Annotated in this window: 1 tRNA gene; it reads left to right on the plus strand. The window is 49.6% G+C overall.

The features are described 5' to 3' along the window. Positions 1 to 123 precede the first annotated feature (123 nt). A tRNA-Glu gene (locus Phpb_RS09235) sits at positions 124 to 199 on the plus strand. Positions 200 to 361: the final 162 nt, after the last annotated feature.

The raw sequence follows: 361 nt of genomic DNA on the forward strand, positions 1-361 counted from the left end.
AAGGTAACCGTAGGGGAACCTGCGGTTGGATCACCTCCTTACCTGAGATAGGTTGAGTGCAGTGCTCACACAGATTGTCTGATGAAAGTCGAGAGCAAGGGAGTCTGCGAAGCCGGCCATAGGGTCCCCTTCGTCTAGAGGCCTAGGACACCGCCCTTTCACGGCGGTAACAGGGGTTCGAATCCCCTAGGGGACGCCACTTGCGGGATAACGGGTGAAAGGCGTTGTCGATGTGTCTTTAAGCGGATTTTAGGAATCTGTTTAGCGATATAAGCTCTTTAACAATCTGGAACAAGCTGAAAAATTGAAACACTCAGTAATATCGACAAGGTATTATTGGGGAGTCTCTCAAGCTGAACAA

Origin of the sequence: Photorhabdus namnaonensis, from assembly GCF_001684335.1 — a bacterium.
GTDB classification, from domain to species: domain Bacteria; phylum Pseudomonadota; class Gammaproteobacteria; order Enterobacterales; family Enterobacteriaceae; genus Photorhabdus; species Photorhabdus namnaonensis.